Here is a 14,974-nt window from a genome sequence, read left to right as displayed (position 1 = left end):
CCTAGCGAAACCGGAGGCCGGCCGCCGGGTTCCAGGACACGTGACCCGAAAAACAGGTCAGATGTCCTGAGTGTCCGCGCGGTGTGGCCAGCGCTGCCGTCGACGACAGGTACGAGACGCGGATCGCCAGATACCACCCGGCGAGGGTGCCGATCAGCAGCGTCGCCACGACGCGACCGCCCAAAGTGGAACCGCGGTCAGCCAGCCTTGGTACAGCGCTTATCCAATGGTCACCGCCGAGCCGAGCACCGCGCCGCTGATCCCGCCGAGTGCCGACAGCAACACCGACTTCGCCAGGAACTGCAGGCGGATCTGCCCGCGCGTCGCCCCGAGCGAACGGCGCAACCCGATCTCCGCCCGGCGTTCCAGCACCGAGATCACCATCGTGTTCGCCACCCCGACCCCGCCGACCAGCAACGCGACCGCGCCGAGCCCGAGCAGCAGCCCGGTGAACGCCTCACCCGCCGCCTGCCTCGCCGCGAGCGCGTCCGACGGCCGTGGGTTGGCGGCGCCTCCGAGCACGGCGCTCACCGAGTTCACCCCGTCCTCCCGCGAACGCGCGTAGACCGCCCGCTTACACGGCGGCGCTTCCGTCGCCCGCCCACCCGAGAGCGGAGGGCGCGTGGTGACGGCGACTTCCCGGAACGCCAGCCGCGCGATCGCCGAGACCGGCTAGGCCACCGCTCCCAACCCTGACTCCAGTAGCTCGAACACTCGCCGCGCCTCGGGTTCGAGTGCCTTGACGATGGTGGCCGTGCGCTGGCCGCCCGCCGTGCGGCGCAGCACCTCGTGGAACAACAGCCTGTGCGCGCCCGCGATCTGCGCGGCGGCGGCCTTCGCCGTCACACCGTCCAAATCGGACGCCAGCGACGCGGCCAGCGTGGCCTCCTGCTCGTCGTGCATCTCGCGCAGCCGGGCCAGCAGCACGGGGCTCGACACGATCATGTGCGCGAAGTCCCGCCCGGAGAAGCCGAGCAGCGCGTCGTGCCGCGCGAGGGCCTCGAAGTAGGCCTCGCGCGCTGTTTCGACCACCGGCGGCGAAACCCTGGCCGCCAGCCGCGCCGCGAACTCCTCGTGCACGTCGAAGACGAGGTCCTCCTTGCGCGGGAAGTGGTTCGTGACCGTCATTTTCGCGACTTCCGCGGCGGCGGCGACCTGCGCGATGGTCACCTCGTCGAACCCGTGCTCGATGAACAGCCTGGTGGCGACATCGGAGATCGCCTGGCGGGTCTGCTGCTTCTTGAGCTCCCTGAGCATGCCCGCCAGTCTACCAACTAAATATGCTTGACCTAGTTTTAGGTGTGACATAACTTTATGTCCATGCTAAAAACTGCGGCGACCGACCGCTCACTCCTGCGGATGGCCTGGGTGCTGATCTGCGGCGCCGTGCTGGCCCTGCTGGACACGACGATCGTCAACGTCGGCCTGCCGTCGGTGGCGCGGGACCTGGACAGCCCGCTGAGCACCGTCGGCTGGGTCGCGACGGGCTACCTGCTCGCGGTCTCGACGGTGATCCCGTTGTCCGGCTGGGCCGCCGAACGCTTCGGCGGCAAGACGATGTGGATGGTCTCGGTGGCGTTGTTCACCGCGGGGTCGACGCTGTGCGGGCTGGCCTGGTCGGCGCCGGCGCTGATCGTGTTCCGCATCCTGCAGGGCCTCGGCGGCGGCATGATGCAGCCGATCGGGCAGGCGCTGTTCGCGCGGGCCGCCGGGCCCCGGCTCGGCAGGCTCATCGGGCTGGTCACGCTGCCCGCCACCTTCGCGCCGGTGCTGGGCCCGGTGCTCGGCGGGGCGATCGTCCGGAACCTGGACTGGCACTGGATGTTCCTGATCAACGTCCCGATCGGCGTCGTGACGCTGGTGGCCGCGGCGCGCGTGCTCCCGGCATCCGAGCGGCAGCCGGGTAAACGGCTCGACGCGATCGGGCTCGCGCTGTTCTCACCGGGGCTGGCGGCGCTGGTTTTCGGCTTGAGCGCGGGGAATTCGGTCGCCTTGGTCGCCGGTGTCGCGGCGTTGACCGGGTACGGGGTGCATGCCCTGCGGCGACGTGACCCGCTGCTGAACCCGAGATTGTTCGCCCGGCGCGGGTTCGCCGTCGCGAGCGGCAGCACCTTCCTGCTCGGCGCGTCCCTGTACAGCTCGATGTTGTTGCTGCCCTTGTACTTCCAGCAGAACATGGACGCGTTCCGGGCCGGGCTGCTGCTCGTCCCGCAGGCGCTGGGCAGCGCCGTGGCCATGCTGTTCGCCGGCCGGATCGCCGAACGCGTCGGGCCGCGCAACGTCCTGCTCACCGGCATCGCGCTCGCCTTACTCGGCACGGTCGCGTTCACCCAGGACGCGCCGACGTGGCTGCTCACGGTTTCCTTGCTGGTCAGGGGAATCGGCCTCGGCGCAACCACCGCGCCGAGCATGGCCGCCGTGTACGCCTCGGTGCCGCGCGAGCAGGTGCACCAGGCCGCGGGCGTGGTCAACGTGCTCAACCGGGTCGGCGGCTCGGTGGGCACCGCGCTGCTGGTCACCGTCCTGCAGGCGCACGGCTTCGCGCCGGCTTTCTGGTTCGCGCTCGGGCTTTCCGTGCTCGCGCTCGGACCGGCCACCCTGTTCCCGAGGAGGTTCTGATGCGGCTGATGGCCGTCCACGCACACCCCGACGACGAGTCCAGCAAGGGCGCGGCGACCACCGCGCGCTACGCGGCAGAAGGCGCCGAGGTTCTGATCGTCACCTGCACCGGAGGTGAACGCGGCGACGTCCTGAACCCGGCGATGGACCGGCCCGAAATCCGGGCGGACCTGGCCGCGGTGCGCCGCCGCGAAATGGCCGCTGCGCGCGAGATCCTCGGTGTGCGCCAACGCTTTCTCGGCTTCGTCGACTCGGGGATGTCCGGCGAACTGCCCGAAGACTCCTTCGCCCGCGAGCCCTTGGAAAGGGCCGTCGCGCGACTGGTCGAGGAGATCGAGGAGTTCCGGCCGGACGTGCTGATCACCTATGACGAGACGGGCGGATATCCCCATCCCGACCACATCCGCACGCACGAGGTGGCAGTCGCGGCTTTCGACGCGGTGGCGGGAACTCCGGCGGAAGTGGCGAAGCTGTACTACTTCTCGGTCTTCACCCGCGACTGGTTCCAAGCCTTGCACGAAGCGATGACCGAACGCGGGATGAAATCGGAAATGGGCCCACTGCTCACCGAACTGCCGCCGCCGAAACTTCCCGTCACGACAAGGATTCCGTGCGCGGACTACTTCGCGGTGCGCGACAGGGCATTGCTGGCGCACGCCACGCAGGTCGATCCGGAAACGGGATTCATGGCGCACCCCCGCGAACTCGAACGCGAGGTATGGCCCACGGAGGACTACTTCCTCGCCCGCGCACTGGTCCCGGTCACGCTCCCGGAAAACGATCTCTTCGCGGGGATCACCCGGTGAGCAATATCCGCACCAAGCGGTGTTCGGGAGAAAAAGTTTCCGTGAATTTGCCGGTAACATTCCTTTTTCCGGAAGCGACAAAGCGGCTGAATTGTCTTTGATCACCCGGAAAAGGACTTCCTCATGCGCATGATCAGCCGTGTGCTCGGTACCGTCGCAGTGGCCGGTATCGCCATGCTGGGCTCGGCTCCCGTCGTTTTCGCGGCACCATCGGCCGATCTCGACTGCCGCGACTTCCAATACCAGGAAGACGCGCAGGCCGTTTACGACCAGGATCCCTCCGACCCGAATGGCCTGGACGGCGACGACAACGACGGCATCGCCTGCGAAAGCCTTCCCCACCGGCCGAGCGGCGGCCAGACCACTACGACGACCGAAGCGCCGGTCACCACCGAGGCGCCGGCCACCACGAAGACCACCACGCAGAAACCCAGCAGCACCACCAAGAAGTCGACCAGCGCGCAGGTGCAGGTCAAGCCGGTCGGCGGGGTGGACACCGGCGGCGGTGACGGCGGCGACTCCGGCAACGGCGCCGCGATCGCGCTCGGCGCGCTGGTGCTGGGTGGTGGCGCGGTGACCACCGTCGTGGTGCGGCGGCGCGCGAATCGATGACCGGGCTCCGCTGGCGCCGGTGGCTCGCGGTCGCGGCCATCGGCGCCACCCTCACCGCCTGCGGCGGTCAGCCGCGCACGTCCACCGCGCCGACGGTGATCACCACCCCGGGCACGACCACGAGCGCCGCGCCCGCCACGGTCGACGGGCCGCTGCCCCAGTCGCGTCCGGACACTTTGGAGGTTCCGGCGATCGACGTCAGCACCGGGCCGATCGTCGACCTGGGACTGACCGGTGACGGCGCGCTCGAGGTGCCGAAGGACGCGCGGACCACCGGCTGGTTCACCGGCGGCCCCGCGCCAGGCCAGACCGGGCCCGCGGTACTCGCCGCGCACGTGAACTACAACCACGTGGACGGCCCGTTCTCCCGGTTGAAGGACGTGAAATCCGGGGACACCGCGATCGTGCACCGCGCGGACGGGATCACCGCCGTTTTCACGGTCTACCGCGTCGCCGAATACTCGAAGACCGCGTTCCCCACCGACGAGGTCTACGGCGACACCGCGGGGCCCGAGCTGCGGATGATCACCTGCGGCGGCGCCTACGACCGGGCGACGCGGAACTACGAGGACAACATCGTGGCGTACGCGAAGCTCACGCAGGCTTATCGGGCGTAGGGGGCAGCAGGGTGGTGGTCGGCCCGGCCTCGACCTGTGGTTTGGGCCGGCGCTCCCGGAAGAGCCACCCGCCGACCACCCCGGCGACGAAACCGAACAGGTGCGCCTGCCAGCCGATGCCCTCGCCTGCCGGGATCAGCAGCGAGAACTGGTAGGCGAAGCACAACGCCATCACCAGTCCGATCACGAGATCGATCGGCCGCCGGTCGAACAGCCCGCGCACGATGATGTACCCGAAATAGCCGAACACGATCCCGCTGGCACCGGCCCCGACCGTGCCGGTGCCGGCGGTGAACCACGCGCCGAGCCCGCTGGCGACGAAGATCAGCGCGGTCACGCCGAGGAACTTGCGCACCCCGCGGTAGGCGGCGAGGAAGCCGAAGATGAAGAACGGCCCCGAGTTCCCCTCGATGTGCGACCAGCTGAAGTGCAGGAACGGGGCGGTGAAGATCTCCGGCAGCGAGCCGAGGTCCCGCGGCCGGATACCGTAGGCCATCGCGAGCCGGTACCCGGTGGCCGCGTTGACGATCTGCACCACCCACAGCACGGCGAGGAAGCCGACCATCACCCACAAGGCCTTACGCGCCTCCGCGAGCAGGGCCTCGGCGTCCCCACCGGGCAGCGGGCGGGTGTCGTTCATCCGGTACCCCTTCCCGTTTTCCGTTCAGCGTAACGGAAATTCCTACTTCCGACGGGTGTGGACAACTCGAAGCGAGGCTAGTGTTCGCCTGCGTGAAACGTCTCGCAGCGCTGGCCGCGGCAGTATGCGCCGCGGCTTCGATCGCGACCGCGCTCCCCGCCACCGCAGTGGCGGCCGAGCCGATCACGTGGGGCCCGTGCACGGACCCCACCCTCGTCGCCGCCGGCGGGGAATGCGGCTACCTCACCGTGCCACTGGACTACGACCACCCGTCCGGCAAGAAGATCCAGCTCGCCGTCGGCCGGATCCGGCACAAGGTCCCCGATGCGCAGTACCAGGGCGTCATGCTCACGAACCCGGGCGGCCCCGGCGGCTCGGGGCTGTACCTCGCGGCGCGCGGCGGCAAACTGCCGAACCACGCGGGCGACGCCTACGACTGGATCGGTTTCGACCCGCGCGGCGTGGGTACGAGCAAGCCGGCGCTTTCGTGCGACCCGACGTACGCCGACTACAACCGGCCGAACTACCTGCCCCTGACGCCGCAGCTGGAGCAGACCTGGCTGCAGCGCTCGCGGAATTACGCGCAGGACTGCGCCAAGAACAACGATCCCGATCTGCTGCAGCACATGAAGACGGTGGACACGGTGCGGGACATGGATTCCATCCGCGCCGCGCTCGGGGCGCAGCAGGTGAACTTCTACGGCTACTCCTACGGCACCTACCTGGGCCAGGTGTACGGGACGCTGTTCCCGCACCGGGTGCGGCGGATGGTGCTGGACAGCACGGTGGACCCGCGGAACGTCTTCTACCAGGCGAACCTGAACCAGGACCTCGGTTTCGACCGCAACCTCGGCATCTGGTTCGGCTGGGTGGCGAAGTACGACTCGGTGTACCACCTCGGCACCACGGCCGAGGCGGTGCAACGGGTGTTCGACGAGCAGCTCGCGAAGATCACCGCGCAGCCGGCGGGCGGCGTGATCGGGCCCGACGAATGGCTCGACGTGTTCCTCCAGGCGGGGTACTACCAGCTGCGCTGGCCCACGCTCGGCGACGCGTTCGCGAAGTTCGTCAACCAGGGTGACTGGCAGACGATGAAGTCGCTGTTCGAGGCCTTCGGCGGGTACGGCGACGACAACGGTTACGCGGTGTACCTCGCGGTGCAGTGCACGGACGTGCAGTGGCCGACGAACTGGAACAAGTGGCGCGCGGACAACTGGCGCACCTTCACGCAGGCGCCGTACTTCACCTGGCTGAACGCCTGGTACAACGCTCCGTGCGTGTACTGGCCGGCGAAGGCGGGCAAACCCGTGAACGTCGACGGCCGTGGCGTGGACAGCGTGCTGATGATCGACGAAACGCTCGACGCGGCCACGCCGTACGAGGGCAGCCTGGAGGTGCGCAAACGTTTCCCCGGGGCGGTGCTGATCGGCGAACCCGGCGGCACCAGCCACGCGATCACCCCGCGCGGAAACGCTTGCGTGGACGACAAGATCGCGGACTACCTGCTGACCGGCGCCCTGCCGGCGCGCAAACCGGGTAACCGCGCGGACGTCACCTGCGATCCGCTGCCACAGCCGGTGCCGACCGGCACTTGATCGTCAGGTCTCGTTTTTGAACACGTGGTCGTCGAGGCGGTAGTGGAGGCGCAAGGCGGACGCGATCAGGGTGATGGCCAGCCCGGCCACCGCCCAGATCGCGATCACCAGCAGCGGGCGCAGCGTCGCGTGCCCGTCGAAGTAGGTGAAGTTCCGCAGCGCCTCCACGCCGGCGCCGTTCGGCAGCGCGCCGCCGATGGCGCGCCAGAAACCGGGCAGCAGCTCGGACTGGTAGGCGCCACCGGCGCTCGGGTTGCCGAGGATCACGAAGATCAGCACCGTGACGCCGACGCCGATCACCCCGAACAGCACCTGCAGCGCCATCGTCACGGTGGCGGCGGTGAACGTCAGCAGCGCGCCGACCCACCACAGCTGCAGGAACTTCCCGTCCAGCGCGCCCAGCCACTGGTCGAGGATCAGCGCGCCGCCGAGCCCGGACACGATCGCGTAGGGCACCATCGCGCCGAGCCGGACGACGGTGCGGCGGAGCGTCGCGGGCCTCGAGCCCTTCGCGATGCCCAGCGCCGCCGCGGCGAGATACCCGCCGACGAGCCAGCCGATCACCGCGTAGAAGCCGGTCAGCGCACGCCCGTCACCTACCTGCGGGGCGGCGATGTCGACGACGTCCACGGTTCGCCCCTGGGTGGCGTCGACCTTCGTCAACACCTCCTGCACAGCGGTCGCCAGTGCGGGCCCGCCCGCGGACGCGACCAGCACGGTGTCCTTGGTACCGCTCGGATCGAGCACGAATCCGGCGGCGGCGTCGCGGTCCATGATGCGCTGCCGGGCCTCGTCCTCGCTGGCGGCGACGGAGGCTTTCACAGGCGAGCCAGAGATCTCGTTCAGCTGTTCGACCGTCGCTTGTGGACCGACGACGGCGAGCTTGATGCCATGCGGCGACGGACTGTGGAAGGCCCCGACATACGAAAGGATGAAACCCAGCTGCAGCAGCAGGACACCGAACACGAGCAGCACGGTGCGCGGTGAGATCGCGTCGCGGAGGCGTTCCTCGGTGCTCATGGGTCCGACAGTAGGACGGGCTCCTCCGCCGCGCGCGCCGAATTCACTCGACCCCGGCGTCCTCCGGCGAAGACCGCGCCAGCCCGGCCAGCACGTCAAGCGCCCCCGCCAACACCTCCACCGGCGGCGACGCCAACGCCAGCCGGACAGCGCTCGGCGCCCGCCCGGACCCGACCGCGAACGCGGCCGCGGGCGTCACCGCGATACCACGCCGAGCCGCCGCCGCGACGAAAGTCTCCGCACGCCACGGCTCAGGCAACTCCCACCAGCAATGGTACGAACGCGGATCCGAGCGCACCGCCAACCGGGCGCGCACGATTTCCTGGCGCGCCTTGGCATCCTGGCGTTTCGCGGCTTCGATCTCGGCGAGCGCGCCGGTGGACATCAGCCTTGTCGCCGCCTCGACAGCGAAATGCGCGGGCGCCCAGCCGCCCGACCGGACAGCAGTTGCAACCTGCGCCGTCAACGCGGGCGGCGCCGCGACGAAGCCCAGCGTCAGCCCGGGCGCCAGCCGCTTCGACAGGCTGTCCAGCACCAGCGTGCGCTCCGAAGCCAGCGGCGCGAGGTCGTCGGCGAGGAAGCCGTTGATCCCGTCGTCGATCAGGTAACTACCTTGGGCGGCAACGGTTTCCACGATCTCCGCCCGCCGCCGCCGCGACATCGTGACGCCCAGCGGGTTGTGCAGCGAAGGCTGCAAATACACCGCGCGCAGCCGAGCGGCGTCGGCGATCGCAGCCGGGAGCACGCCGTCGGAGTCCATCGCGAGTGGCACCAGCGTGACCCCCAGCCGCGCTGCGATCCCTTTCACCACGGGATAAGTCAGCTCCTCGACGCCGAGGCGCTCCCCGGCCGGGACGAGCGCGGCGATGGCGGCGGCGATCGCCTGCCTGCCGTTGCCCGTGAGCACCAGCTCCCGCGGGTCCGGGCTCCAGCCGCCCCGCGACAGGTGTTTCGCGGCGATCTCGCGCGTGGCGTTCTGGTCCACCACCGGGCGCAGCACGGAAGTGAGCGCGTCGGACCTCAGCAGAGGCGCCAGTGTGTCCGCGACCAGCTGGGATTTCTCCGGCAGCACCGGGAAATTCAGCTCCAGGTCGATCCCCCGCGCTGGCTCGGCCAGCGCCGGCTCGGGCCGGGGCGCGCCGGCCCGGATGAACGTGCCGCGACCGGTCTCCCCGACCGCGAGCCCGCGCCGGACCAGCTCCGCGTACACCCTGGCGGCGGTGGAGTTCGCGATGCCGCGCTCGCGGGCGAAACGGCGTTGCGGCGGCAGCCGGTCGCCGGGCCGCAACTGTCCACTTCGGACGTCGTCGGCCAGCGCGTCCGCGATCGCGCGGTAGTCGTCCATCGCGTTCTCCTCGATTGCACCGAGAGCATTGTTTTTATTGCACTGCGCCTGCGGCGAGCTTAGCTTGAAACGATGAGCGTTGTCCCCCTCGGCGAAATCACCGTCGGCCTCACCGACCATGGCAGTGGCGAGCCGCTGGTCCTCGTGCACGGCCACCCCTTCGACCGCACGATGTGGCGGCCGCAGATCGAGCACTTCTCCCGCGCTCACCGGGTCATCGCCGCCGATCTCCTCGGTTACGGCGAAACCACGGTGGTACCGGGAAAAACTCTGCTGGAAACGTTTGCGTGCGACCTCGCGGCACTACTGGACGAACTCGGCGTCCCGCGGTTCCATCTCGGCGGGCTGTCGATGGGCGGGCAGATCGTGATGGAGTTCCACCGGCTGTTCCCGGAGCGGGTGCGCGGCCTGCTGCTGGCCGACACCTCACCCGTCGCGGAAACGCCGGAGGGGCGCCGGAATCGCACCGAGATGGCGGAGCGATTGCTCCGAGAAGGGCTCGGCCCCTACGCCACCGAAGTGCTGCACAGAATGGTCGCTCCGGGCAATCCCGCGGTGGACGAGCACGTGCTCCGCATGATGCGCGCGACCTCACCGGAGGGCGCCGCCGCCGCGCTGCGCGGGCGCGCGGAACGGCCGGACTACGTGGATTCGCTGGCGAAAGCGCGCGTGCCGACGCTGATCGTGGTGGGCAGCAAGGACGAATACACCCCGATCGCCGACGCCGAACTCCTGCACGCGACGATCCCCGGCTCCACGCTCGCGGTGATCGACGGCGCCGCGCACCTGCCGAACCTCGAACGCCCGGCCGAGTTCAACTCCGCCGTCGACGCCTGGCTCAGGGCTTGACGCCGATCCCGCCGACGAAGCAGCAGCTGGACGGGTTCTTCGCCATCTTCCTGGTCTGCTGGGACGGGCCCGCGTCGAGATGCCATTCCGGCAGCCACACCAGACCCGGCTCCACGAGGTCGAAATCCCCGAAGTACTCCCGGATGACCGGCCTGTCCTGCGGGTACGCCGGGTTGCCCGAAGCGTGGTAGAGATCGACCGCCGCCTGGAACTGGGCCAGGTCGTCGGGCTGCACGGAGTCGAGCGTGCAGTGCGAGATGGCCATCCGGGAACCGGAGGGCAGCAGGTCGCGGTACTGGCGCACGACCTCCGCGACCTGGTCCTGCGGGTCGAGGAAATGCAGTACGGACACCATGAGCAGGCCGACCGGCTTGGTGGGGTCGAGCACGCCGATCTTCATCGCGGCCTTCCACACCTGGCGCACGTCGCGCAGGTCCGCGTGCAGCACCGCGTGACGCTCCTCGTCGCCGTGGCGCTCCAGCAACACGCGCGCGTGCGCGACGGCGACCGCTTCGCAGTCGACGTAGACGCAGCGGCTGTCCGGGTCCATCTCGTCGGCGACCTCGTGCACGTTGCCGACCGTGGGGACACCGGAGCCGAGGTCGAGGAACTGGGTGATCCCGTTCTCGAGGCAGTTGCGCACCACCCGGCCGAGGAACTCGCGGTTCACTCTGGCGCCGGCGCGGATGATCGGGACCATTTCGGCCAGTTTGTCCCCGAGAACCCGATCGATCGCCCAGTTCGCCGTGCCGCCGAGAAAGTAGTCGTAGACGCGCGCCGCGTTGGGATGATCCAGATCCACGCCCTCGGGGGCCGAAGCGGAGTGCTGTGTCCAGTTCACCCCGTGACCCCCTTGTTAGTCAGCGTTCAACCTTGAGCAGGTTACCAAGCCCCGCTCGGTGTCACGAGACCTTGTCAGCTTAGCCGTGCGAAACAAGAGTGCCCCGCCCCACTCGTCTCGGCTTGACTGTTACTTCAGGTCACAGTTACCGTCAGGTAGCAGGTATTCCCGGACCCGGTGAGGATCCATGAGCGTCGACGAGGACCTCGTGCTCAAGGCACGGGACGTGCATTGGGACTGGCAGGGGCTGCCACCGCACTGGTTCGGCAGCGACCCGTTCCTGACCCACTGGGCCAACGTCATGAACATGCTCCTGCCCGAGGGCGAGATCTGGTTCGTCAAGGTGTTCCGCCAGGCGCTGCCGCTGATCCGCGACGACCGGCTGCACGAGGCGGTCACCGGGTTCATCGGGCAGGAGGCGATGCATTCGACCTCGCACCAAAGCGTGCTGGAGCATTTCGACCGCGACGGCTTCGACACCGGGCCGTTCACGCGCCAGCTGTCCTGGTTCTTCGAGGGCCTGCTCGGCGACCGCGCGCTGACCGGCAGGGCGGAGCGGCGCTGGCTGCTCGAACGTGTCGCGCTCGTCGCGGCGATCGAGCACGTCACGTCGTTCCTCGGGGACTGGCTGCTCAACGCCCGCGCGCTCGACGACTACGGCATCGACCCGACGATGCTCGACCTCTTCCGCTGGCACGGCGCGGAAGAAGTCGAGCACCGCAGCGTCGCGTTCGACCTGTTCACCCACCTCGACGGCGGCTACGCCCGGCGCGTGCGCACGCATCTGCTCGCCTATCCCGCGCTGTTCTTCTGGTGGATCCGCGGGCTGAAGTTCCTGCTCGCGATCGACAAGGAGACGGACGCGAAACCCCGGTTGCGTGACTGGTTCCGCCGCTCCCGCAAGGGTTTGATGCCGGGACCGCTCAGCGTCGCCAAGGCGTTCTTCACCTACCTGCGCCCGTCGTACCATCCGTCGCGGTACGGCTCGACCGACCAGGCCGTCGCATACCTGGCCGCGTCGCCCGCCGCACGGGCGGCTGGATGATCGTCCCGCCGAGCCCCGGGCTGCGCCGGCTCGCCCGCGCCGCCGAGCACTACCACCGCTGGATCATCAGCAGATCGCGCGACGTGCGGGTGCGCGCGGTCAACCGCGACCTGCGGCTGCGCGTCGAGCGCGTACGCCGCGAGGCCGAGGACGTGGTGAGCCTGCGGCTGGCCAACGGCTCGCCCCTGCCGACCTGGCGGCCTGGCTCGCACCTCGATGTGCACCTGCCTTCGGGAAGACGCCGTCAGTACTCGCTGTGTGGTGATCCGGCCGACCGGTTCTCGTATCGGATCGCGGTGCGCCGCATCGGTGCGGGATCGGCCGAGCTGCACGCGCTGACCGAGGGCGACGAGCTCACCGTTCGTGGTCCGCGTAACGCTTTTCCTTACGCACCAGCGGATCGCTCGTTGTTCATCGCGGGCGGCATCGGCATCACCCCCATCCTCCCGATGGTCAAGGCGGCCCGCGGGGACTGGCGGCTGATCTACTGTGGACGGTCGCGCGATTCGCTGCCGTTCCTGGACGAACTCCCCGAAGACCGCGTGCGGATCCGCACCGACGACGAACACGGCGTCCCGGACGCGGCGGAGCTGCTCGACGGGTTCGACGGTTCGGTATACCTCTGCGGCCCGGCGCCGCTGCTCGAAGCCGTGCGCCGCACGCACCATGGCCCGCTGCACTTCGAGCGGTTCGCGCCGCCGCCGGTCGTGGACGGCAGGCCGTTCGAGGTCGAACTCGCGCGCACCGGCGACGTGCTCCCGGTGCCGGCGGACGCCTCCGCGCTTTCGGTCGTGCAGGAACGGCTGCCCGGCGTGGCGTACTCGTGCCGGCAGGGGTTCTGCGGGACCTGCCGGGTGCGCGTGCTGGCCGGGGAGGTCGATCATCGCGGCGGCGCGACGTTCGGCCATACCGAGGATTCGATGTTGATCTGTGTGTCCCGGGGCACCGGCCGGATTACGCTCGATCTCTAGGAGGCTGCTGATGAGGATTGTGGAATCGGGCGACGTCCGGCTCGCGGTGTACGAGGAAGGCCCGAGTGACGCACCGACCGTGTTGCTGGTGCACGGATATCCCGACACCCACACGGTGTGGGACGACGTCGCCGCGGTGCTGGCCGAGCGGTTCCACGTCGTGCGCTACGACGTGCGCGGGGCCGGGAAGTCCAGCGCGCCAAGGGGTACGGCGGCGTACCGGCTGGAGAACCTGCGCGCGGACCTCTTCGCGGTGGCGGACGCGGTCAGCCCGGACGAACCGGTGCACCTGATCGCGCACGACTGGGGCTCCATCCAGGCTTGGGAGGCGGTCACCGAACCGGGTGCGGAGAAGCGGATCGCCTCGTACACCTCGATGTCCGGGCCCTGCCTCGACCACGTCGCGTACTGGATGCGGGAACGCTGGAGCCGCCCGACGCCGCGACACGTCAAGCAGGCCCTCACCCAGCAGCTGCATTCCTGGTACATCCTGGCTTTCCACGTGCCCGTGCTGCCGCAGTTGTTGTGGCGCCTCGCGATCGCGCAGCGCTGGCCCGTGCTGCTGGAGAAGCTCGAAGGCGTGCCGCGGCGTCCGGACCACCCGGCGGACACACTGGCCGGGGACGCCGCACGCGGGGTTTCTTTGTACCGCGCCAATTTCCGTGAGCGCCTGAGCAAGCCCCGCCAGCGCGGCACGCGGATCCCCGTGCAGGTGCTGATGCTGACCGGCGACCACTACGTTTCGCCCGCGCTGTCCGAGGGCCTCCAGCGGTGGGTGCCCAACCTGTGGCGGCGCCGGTTGCACGCCGGGCACTGGTCGGCGTTGCTGCGGGACGGCGGCGCGGTCGCGCGGATGGCCACCGAGCTGATCGACCACGTCAGTGCGGGGAAGCCCGCGCCACGGCAGGTGACGGGCAAGAAGCTCGTCGTCGTCACAGGCGCGGGGAGCGGCATCGGCCGGGAAACGGCGCGCGCCTTCGCGAAGCGGGGCGACGAGGTGGTGGTCTGCGACCTCGACGAGGCGGCCGCACGCGAGACCGGCGGGCACGCCTACCAGGTCGACGTCTCCGACGAAGCCGCCATGCGGAAGTTCGCCGACGACGTGGTGGCCCAGCACGGGGTGCCGGACATCGTCGTGAACAACGCGGGCATCGGGCACGCCGGCTCGTTCCTGTCCACGACGCACGAGGAATGGCAGCGGGTGCTCGACGTGAACCTGTGGGGTGTGATCCACGGCTGCCAGGTCTTCGGCGAACTGCTGGCCGAGCGCGGCGAAGGCGGCCACATCGTCAACGTCGCGTCCGCCGCCGCGTACCTGCCGATGAAATCGCTGGCCGCGTACTCGACGAGCAAGGCCGCCGTGCTGATGCTCTCGGACTGCCTGCGCGCGGAGGTTTCCGGCCGCGGCATCGGGGTGTCCACGATCTGCCCGGGCCTGGTCAACACGAACATCACGCGCACGACCACGTTCTCCGGGGTGTCGGCGGACGAGCAGGCCCGCAAGCAGGCGAGCGCGGCGAAGGCCTACCAGCGGCGGAACTTCGGGCCGGAGAAGGTGGCCGCGGAGATCGTGCGTGCCGTGGAACGTGACAAGGCGACCGTCCCTGTCACCCCGGAAGCCAAGGCGGGCCTGCTCCTTTCGCGGCTTTCGCCCGCCGCGCTGCGCGCCGCCGTCCGCTTCGCCTGACGGTCACGCCGCCATGTTGGCCCCTCCCGCGCGTGTGTTGGCCCCTCCCGCGCGCGAGTTGGCCCCTCCCGCGCGCGAGTTGGCCCCTCCCGCGCGCGAGTTGGCCCCTCCCGCGCGCGAGTTGGCCCCTCCCGCGAGGGAGTTTGCCCCTCCCGTGCGCGGCGGCGCGTTGGCTGTGCGCGGCGCTCGACCGGCGGGCCCGGCCAACACGCGAACCCGGCGAGCCAACACACCCACGCGGGCGGCCAACACGCGAACCCGGCGAGCCAACACACCCACGCGAGCAGCCAACACACGAACGCGAGCGGCCAACACACCCGCGTGGGC

At 69.7% G+C, this 14,974-nt stretch carries 16 protein-coding genes; 9 read left to right on the top strand and 7 right to left on the bottom strand.

Going from position 1 to position 14,974, the window contains the following annotated elements:
- Position 1: 1 nt before the first annotated feature.
- The 3 genes from FPZ12_RS46695 to FPZ12_RS32735 form a co-directional block, all read right to left on the bottom strand.
- Complete coding sequence (locus FPZ12_RS46695; protein ID WP_243770154.1) at positions 2 to 169, bottom strand: hypothetical protein; 168 nt, start codon at positions 167 to 169, stop codon at positions 2 to 4.
- A 50-nt stretch (positions 170 to 219) separates the two neighbouring features.
- Positions 220 to 531, bottom strand: coding sequence for an FtsX-like permease family protein (locus FPZ12_RS46690; protein WP_243770153.1), 312 nt, complete (start codon positions 529 to 531; stop codon positions 220 to 222).
- A gap of 141 nt (positions 532 to 672) precedes the next feature.
- Positions 673 to 1,257 (bottom strand): TetR/AcrR family transcriptional regulator, encoded by a 585-nt coding sequence (locus tag FPZ12_RS32735; protein WP_243770152.1) that lies wholly within the window; start codon positions 1,255 to 1,257, stop codon positions 673 to 675.
- A 63-nt stretch (positions 1,258 to 1,320) separates the two neighbouring features.
- Here FPZ12_RS32735 and FPZ12_RS32730 point away from each other — a divergent pair, with 63 nt between their 5' ends.
- The 4 genes from FPZ12_RS32730 to FPZ12_RS32715 all read left to right on the top strand — a co-directional run bounded on the left by FPZ12_RS32730 (position 1,321) and on the right by FPZ12_RS32715 (position 4,654).
- Positions 1,321 to 2,619: a DHA2 family efflux MFS transporter permease subunit gene (locus tag FPZ12_RS32730; RefSeq protein ID WP_166462984.1), complete on the top strand. Its 1,299-nt coding sequence runs from the start codon at positions 1,321 to 1,323 to the stop codon at positions 2,617 to 2,619.
- A complete protein-coding gene (gene mca, locus FPZ12_RS32725) occupies positions 2,619 to 3,425 on the top strand; it encodes a mycothiol conjugate amidase Mca (RefSeq protein WP_144756528.1) in 807 nt (268 codons plus the stop codon). The genes FPZ12_RS32730 and mca overlap by 1 nt, the downstream gene beginning before the upstream one ends.
- 123 nt (positions 3,426 to 3,548) lie before the next feature.
- The gene (locus FPZ12_RS32720; protein WP_144756530.1) at positions 3,549 to 4,037 is read left to right on the top strand and encodes a calcium-binding protein; all 489 of its coding nucleotides are present in this window, start codon (positions 3,549 to 3,551) and stop codon (positions 4,035 to 4,037) included.
- Complete coding sequence (locus FPZ12_RS32715; RefSeq protein ID WP_144756532.1) at positions 4,034 to 4,654, top strand: class F sortase; 621 nt, start codon at positions 4,034 to 4,036, stop codon at positions 4,652 to 4,654. Before FPZ12_RS32720 ends, FPZ12_RS32715 begins: the two co-directional genes overlap by 4 nt.
- Here FPZ12_RS32715 and FPZ12_RS32710 read toward each other — a convergent pair.
- A complete protein-coding gene (locus FPZ12_RS32710; RefSeq protein WP_144756534.1) occupies positions 4,632 to 5,294 on the bottom strand; it encodes a rhomboid family intramembrane serine protease in 663 nt (220 codons plus the stop codon). The two genes, FPZ12_RS32715 and FPZ12_RS32710, sit on opposite strands and share 23 nt — an antisense overlap.
- Before the next feature lie 92 nt (positions 5,295 to 5,386).
- Between FPZ12_RS32710 and FPZ12_RS32705 the strand changes: the two genes are divergently transcribed.
- The gene (locus FPZ12_RS32705) at positions 5,387 to 6,889 is read left to right on the top strand and encodes an alpha/beta hydrolase (RefSeq protein ID WP_144756536.1); all 1,503 of its coding nucleotides are present in this window, start codon (positions 5,387 to 5,389) and stop codon (positions 6,887 to 6,889) included.
- Positions 6,890 to 6,892: 3 nt separating this feature from the next.
- On the opposite strand, the gene FPZ12_RS32700 is transcribed toward FPZ12_RS32705, so the two are convergent.
- Together FPZ12_RS32700 and FPZ12_RS32695 are read right to left on the bottom strand one after the other, a co-directional pair.
- Entirely contained in the window at positions 6,893 to 7,909 is a 1,017-nt protein-coding gene (locus FPZ12_RS32700) for an ABC-2 transporter permease (RefSeq protein WP_144756538.1), read from the bottom strand.
- Between the two features lie 43 nt (positions 7,910 to 7,952).
- On the bottom strand, positions 7,953 to 9,254 hold the full coding sequence (locus FPZ12_RS32695) for an aminotransferase-like domain-containing protein (RefSeq protein WP_144756540.1): 1,302 nt from the start codon (positions 9,252 to 9,254) through the stop codon (positions 7,953 to 7,955).
- Between the two features lie 72 nt (positions 9,255 to 9,326).
- Here FPZ12_RS32695 and FPZ12_RS32690 point away from each other — a divergent pair, with 72 nt between their 5' ends.
- A complete protein-coding gene (locus FPZ12_RS32690; protein WP_144756542.1) occupies positions 9,327 to 10,103 on the top strand; it encodes an alpha/beta fold hydrolase in 777 nt (258 codons plus the stop codon).
- Here the strand turns inward: FPZ12_RS32690 and FPZ12_RS32685 are convergent.
- A complete protein-coding gene (locus FPZ12_RS32685; protein WP_144756544.1) occupies positions 10,093 to 10,944 on the bottom strand; it encodes an SAM-dependent methyltransferase in 852 nt (283 codons plus the stop codon). The two genes, FPZ12_RS32690 and FPZ12_RS32685, sit on opposite strands and share 11 nt — an antisense overlap.
- A gap of 187 nt (positions 10,945 to 11,131) precedes the next feature.
- On the opposite strand from FPZ12_RS32685, the gene FPZ12_RS32680 reads away from it, so the two are divergent.
- From FPZ12_RS32680 to FPZ12_RS32670, 3 genes are read left to right on the top strand one after another with little or no spacing between them, the layout of a single operon-like run.
- A complete protein-coding gene (locus FPZ12_RS32680; protein ID WP_144756547.1) occupies positions 11,132 to 11,989 on the top strand; it encodes a metal-dependent hydrolase in 858 nt (285 codons plus the stop codon).
- On the top strand, positions 11,986 to 12,960 hold the full coding sequence (locus FPZ12_RS32675; RefSeq protein ID WP_144756549.1) for a PDR/VanB family oxidoreductase: 975 nt from the start codon (positions 11,986 to 11,988) through the stop codon (positions 12,958 to 12,960). The genes FPZ12_RS32680 and FPZ12_RS32675 overlap by 4 nt, the downstream gene beginning before the upstream one ends.
- 10 nt (positions 12,961 to 12,970) lie before the next feature.
- Complete coding sequence (locus FPZ12_RS32670; protein WP_150980590.1) at positions 12,971 to 14,647, top strand: SDR family oxidoreductase; 1,677 nt, start codon at positions 12,971 to 12,973, stop codon at positions 14,645 to 14,647.
- Positions 14,648 to 14,974 lie beyond the last annotated feature (327 nt).

This window comes from Amycolatopsis acidicola (assembly GCF_007713735.2).
Lineage (GTDB): Bacteria > Actinomycetota > Actinomycetes > Mycobacteriales > Pseudonocardiaceae > Amycolatopsis_E > Amycolatopsis_E acidicola.
This window is presented reverse-complemented; position numbering and strand designations above follow the sequence as displayed.

Excerpts from the sequence above, each read along its gene's own strand:
- FPZ12_RS32730 (WP_166462984.1), top strand. The coding sequence starts at position 1,321 with ATGCTAAAAACTGCGGCGACCGACCGCTCACTCCTGCGGATGGCCTGG.
- FPZ12_RS32690 (WP_144756542.1), top strand. The coding sequence starts at position 9,327 with ATGAGCGTTGTCCCCCTCGGCGAAATCACCGTCGGCCTCACCGACCAT.
- mca (WP_144756528.1), top strand. The coding sequence starts at position 2,619 with ATGCGGCTGATGGCCGTCCACGCACACCCCGACGACGAGTCCAGCAAG.
- FPZ12_RS32695 (WP_144756540.1), bottom strand. The coding sequence starts at position 9,254 with ATGGACGACTACCGCGCGATCGCGGACGCGCTGGCCGACGACGTCCGA.
- FPZ12_RS32680 (WP_144756547.1), top strand. The coding sequence starts at position 11,132 with ATGAGCGTCGACGAGGACCTCGTGCTCAAGGCACGGGACGTGCATTGG.
- FPZ12_RS32720 (WP_144756530.1), top strand. The coding sequence starts at position 3,549 with ATGCGCATGATCAGCCGTGTGCTCGGTACCGTCGCAGTGGCCGGTATC.
- FPZ12_RS32710 (WP_144756534.1), bottom strand. The coding sequence starts at position 5,294 with ATGAACGACACCCGCCCGCTGCCCGGTGGGGACGCCGAGGCCCTGCTC.
- FPZ12_RS32700 (WP_144756538.1), bottom strand. The coding sequence starts at position 7,909 with ATGAGCACCGAGGAACGCCTCCGCGACGCGATCTCACCGCGCACCGTG.
- FPZ12_RS32715 (WP_144756532.1), top strand. The coding sequence starts at position 4,034 with ATGACCGGGCTCCGCTGGCGCCGGTGGCTCGCGGTCGCGGCCATCGGC.
- FPZ12_RS32670 (WP_150980590.1), top strand. The coding sequence starts at position 12,971 with ATGAGGATTGTGGAATCGGGCGACGTCCGGCTCGCGGTGTACGAGGAA.
- FPZ12_RS32735 (WP_243770152.1), bottom strand. The coding sequence starts at position 1,257 with ATGCTCAGGGAGCTCAAGAAGCAGCAGACCCGCCAGGCGATCTCCGAT.
- FPZ12_RS32675 (WP_144756549.1), top strand. The coding sequence starts at position 11,986 with ATGATCGTCCCGCCGAGCCCCGGGCTGCGCCGGCTCGCCCGCGCCGCC.